Annotated in this window: 2 protein-coding genes; both read left to right on the top strand. The window is 72.3% G+C overall.

Annotated features, from left to right (window positions below; genetic code table 11):
- Positions 1 to 629 (top strand): acyl carrier protein (locus ACLIYP_RS29290; RefSeq protein WP_412716107.1); only part of this gene is annotated, 629 nt, incomplete at its 5' end.
- A partial coding sequence (locus ACLIYP_RS29285; RefSeq protein WP_459076359.1) for a type I polyketide synthase occupies positions 622 to 4,553 on the top strand: 3,932 nt, incomplete at its 3' end. The genes ACLIYP_RS29290 and ACLIYP_RS29285, both read left to right, overlap by 8 nt.

Genomic DNA, 4,553 nt, shown 5'->3' with positions numbered 1-4,553 from the left:
CCGAGGGGCTGGCGTTGTTCGACGCGGCATGCGAGTCGGGTGAGGCGCATCTGCTGCCGATCCGGCTCGACGTCCGGGCGCTGCGGCGACGGGCCGACGACGGGGAACCCGTACCTGCGTTGCTGCGGGGGCTCGCCCAGCGTCGGGTGCGGCGTAGCACCGCGGAGGCCGGCAATCGGCGGCCCACGGAGCTGTCGCTCGCCGAGCGGCTCGGCCGGGTGTCTGGCGAGCGGCGGACGCAAGCTCTGGAGGATCTGGTGGTCGCGCAGGTGGCGGCCGTGCTCGGGCACGCGTCGACGGCCGCGATCGAGCCGGACCGTGCCTTCAAGGACATCGGGTTCGACTCGTTGACCGCGGTCGAGCTGCGCAACCGGCTCAACACGGCCACCGGGCTGCGACTGCCCGCCACGCTCGTCTTCGACCAGCCGACTCCGCAGGCGATCGCCCGGTATGTGGAGCGGAAGCTGTTCCCGCAGGAGAGCGCGCAGGCTCCCGTCCCGGCCGCGCAGGACTTGGTCCACGACGTCCGCGCCATCGACGTGGACGCGATCGACGAAATGGATGTCGACCTCCTCATCAACCTTGCCTTCGACGGCGACAACGCCGGAACCGACGCGGAGCGTGAGTGACCTCATGAGCAACCCCAACGACAAGGTCGTCGCCGCCCTGCGGGCGTCCCTCAAGGAGACCGAGCGGCTACGGCAGCACAACCGCGAACTCACCGAGCGCGGCCGGGAGCCGATCGCGATCGTCGCGATGAGCTGCCGCTACCCCGGCGGTGTACGCACCCCGGAGGACCTGTGGCGGCTGGTGGCCGCGGGCGAGGACGCGGTGTCGGAGTTCCCGACGGACCGAGGCTGGGACCTGGACGGGCTGTATGACCACGGCGGATTCCTATACGACGCGGCCGAGTTCGACGCGGGCTTCTTCGGGATTTCACCGCGCGAGGCCCTGGCCATGGACCCGCAGCAGCGGCTCCTCCTGGAGACCTCCTGGGAGGCCGTGGAACGAGCCGGCATCGACCCGCGCACCCTGCGCGGCAGCCGTACGGGCGTCTTCGCCGGAGTCATGTACCACGACTACGGCACGCTGGTCGGTGTGTCGCCGGACGCCGTCGAGGGCTATGTCTACAACGGCAGCGCGGGCAGCGTCGCCTCCGGCCGGGTGTCCTACACGCTCGGCCTGGAGGGGCCGGCGGTGACGGTCGACACGGCCTGTTCCTCCTCGCTGATCGCCCTGCATCTGGCCGTGCAGTCGCTGCGTAACGGTGAGTGCTCCCTGGCGCTCGCCGGTGGCGTGGCGGTGATGTCGACGCCGACGCTGTTCGACGAGTTCAGCCGGGGCCAGGGGCACGGGCTGGCGCCGGACGGCCGGTGCAAGGCGTTCGCGGACAGCGCCGACGGCACCAGCCTGTCGGAGGGCGTGGGTCTGCTGTTGCTGGAGCGGCTGTCGGACGCCCGCCGCAACGGCCACCCGGTACTGGCGGTGGTGCGTGGCAGCGCGGTGAACCAGGACGGCGCGAGCAACGGCCTCACCGCCCCGAACGGGCCCGCGCAGGAGCGCGTGATCCGCCAGGCCCTCGCCAGTGCCGGGCTGACCGGCGCGGACGTCGACGTCGTCGAGGCCCACGGCACCGGCACGACCCTCGGCGACCCCATCGAGGCACAGGCCCTCCTCGCCACCTACGGCCAGGACCACACTCCCGAACAGCCCCTCTGGCTCGGCTCGCTGAAGTCCAACATCGGACACACCCAGGCCGCAGCCGGCGTCGGCGGAGTCATCAAGATGGTCATGGCCATGCGCCACGGCCTCCTCCCCCGCACCCTCCACGTCGACACACCCTCCACCCACGTCGACTGGGACTCCGGCGCCGTGTCCCTGCTGACCGAGGAGCGGCCCTGGCCGGCCGCCGACCGGCCGCGCCGTGCGGCGGTGTCGTCCTTCGGCGTGAGCGGCACAAACACACACGCGGTACTGGAAGAGCCTCCGGCGGAGGAGGCCTCCGAGGACGCGCCGGAGCGCGGGGCCGGGATGCCGGTCGTGCCGTGGGTGCTGTCCGCGAGGTCGGCGGACGCGTTGCGCGAACAGGCCGCACGGGTACGGGAGATCGCCCGGGAAACCGACCCGGTCGATGTCGGGTTCTCGCTCGCCACGGGGCGTTCGGTGTTCGAGCACCGGGCGGTGCTGCTGCACTCCGGTGGTGGGCTCGACGCGGCCCTCGCGGCGCTCGTCGGGGAGTCGGACGGCGCACCGGGGCTGGTGGCGGGCGCGGGCCACCGGGCCGCCCGTACGGCCTTCCTCTTCACGGGACAGGGCAGCCAGCAACCGGGGATGGGCCGTGAACTCTACGCCGCCTACCCGGTGTTCGCCGAGGCCTTCGACGAGATCTGCGCCTGCCTTGACCCGTACCTGGAACGCCCGCTGCGTGAGGTCGTGTTCGCCGAGCCCGGCACCCCCGAGGCGGCGCTGCTCGACCGGACGCAGTACACCCAGGCTGGTCTGTTTGCCGTAGAGGTGGCGCTGTTCCGGCTGGTCGAGGCGTGGGGGTTGCGGCCCGCTGCGCTGCTGGGCCACTCCGTCGGCGAGCTGGCGGCGGCGCATGTGTCGGGGGTGTTCACCCTGCCGGACGCGTGCGCGCTGGTGGCTGCTCGCGGTCGGCTGATGGAGGAGCTGCCGGCGGGCGGGGCGATGGTGTCCGTGCGGGCCACCGAGGACGAGATCGTGGAGGTGCTGGCCGGGCGCACGGAGCGTGTGTCGGTCGCGGCCGTCAACGGGCCGCAGTCCGTCGTCGTGTCCGGCGACGAGGATGCGGTGCTCGCCGTGGCCGCCGAACTCGCCGAGCGGGGACGCCGTACCAAGCGGCTCAATGTCAGCCATGCCTTCCACTCACCCCGTATGGACGCCATGCTGGAGGAGTTCCGGGCGGTTGCCGACCCGCTGCGGTACAGCGATCCGCTGATCCCGATCGTCTCCGATGTGACCGGCCGTACGGCGACCGCCGAGGAGCTGACCGACCCGGACTACTGGGTACGCCATGTTCGTCAGGCGGTGCGTTTCGCCGACGGCATGCGAACGCTGGGCGAGTTGGGCATCGGTAGCTGCCTCGAACTCGGCCCCGGCGGCGTGCTCTCCGGGATGGGCGAGGACTGCCTGCCGGGCGACGCGGCGGTCTTCGCCGCCGCTCTGCGCCGGGATCGCGCCGAGCCGGTCTCGGTCGTGGAGGCGGTGGCGACGGTGTTCGCCCGCGGTGCCCGCGTCGACTGGGCGGCGCTGTTCGCCGCCAGCGACGCACGGCGGGTGGAGCTGCCGACCTACCCCTTCCAACGGCAGCGTTACTGGCCGAAGGCCGCGTCCGGCGCGGCCGGGGACGTACGCTCGCTGGGCCTGGACGCGGTGGACCATCCGCTGCTGGGTGCCGTGCTGGAGAGCACGGACGGCGACGAGCTGCTGTTCACCAACCGGGTCTCGCTCGCCAGCCAGCCGTGGATTCGCGGCCATCGCGTCGAGGGCGCCACCTTGCTGCCGGGCACCGCGCTGGCGGAACTCGCCGTACGGGCCGGGGACCGGGCCGGTTGCCCGCTATTAGAGGAACTGACCCTCGAAGCACCGCTGGTGCTGTCCGAGGACGGCGGGCTACGGCTCCGGGTGCGGGTCGGCGCCGCCGACGAGTCCGGCCGGCGCCCGCTGACCGTGCACGCGCGGCCCGACGGGGACGCGGCGCAGGACGGCCTGCCCTGGACGCGGCATGCCGGCGGCACCCTGGGCCCGGACCGCCTTGACTCCGGCCCCGGGGTTGACCTGAGCGGCAACTGGCCGCCGGCCGGGGCGCAGCCGCTCGACCTCGAAGGCCGCTACGAGCGGTTCCGGGAGAACGGCTTCGAGTACGGCCCTCAGTTCCAGGGGCTGCGAGCGGCATGGCGGCTCGGTGACGAGGTCTTCGCCGAGGTCGTTCTGTCGGAGGAATTGGTCGGGGACGCCGGGGACTTCGAGCTGCATCCCGCCCTGTTCGATGCCGCACTGCAGACGGTCGGCCTCACAGACCCGGACGAGGACGGCGCGGCGGCACTGATGCCGTTCTCGTGGCGGGGCGTACGCCTCCATGCCACGGGTGCCACCGTGCTCCGCGTACGGCTGGCCGGGACCGGTCAGGACGAGGTACGGCTCGACGCCGCGGACGCACTGGGCAACCCGGTCCTGACGGTCGACTCGCTGGCACTGCGACCGCTGTCCGGCGGGACGGCGGGTTCCGCTGTCGCGGCTGTAGTGCGGGACGCGTTGTTCCGTGTGAAGTGGGTGCAGGTCGATGCCGCGCAGTCGGAGGTTCCTGAGGCGGTCTGGCTGTCCACTGACGAGGGGCTTCCCGCCCTTCCCGGTGCTCCCGACGTCGTGATCGCTCCTTGTCCGTCCGGTGAACGGGCTTCCCTACACGGGGCGTTGGGTCTGGTTCAGGGGTGGCTGGCGGACGAGCGTTTCACCGATTCCCGGCTGGTGCTGCTCACCCGCAACGCCGTCGTCACCTCACCCGAGGACACCCCCAACCTGGAACACACCTC

It is taken from the genome of Streptomyces nanhaiensis, assembly GCF_046614825.1.
In the GTDB taxonomy this organism is placed as follows: Bacteria; Actinomycetota; Actinomycetes; order Streptomycetales; family Streptomycetaceae; genus Streptomyces; species Streptomyces radiopugnans.
This window is presented reverse-complemented; position numbering and strand designations above follow the sequence as displayed.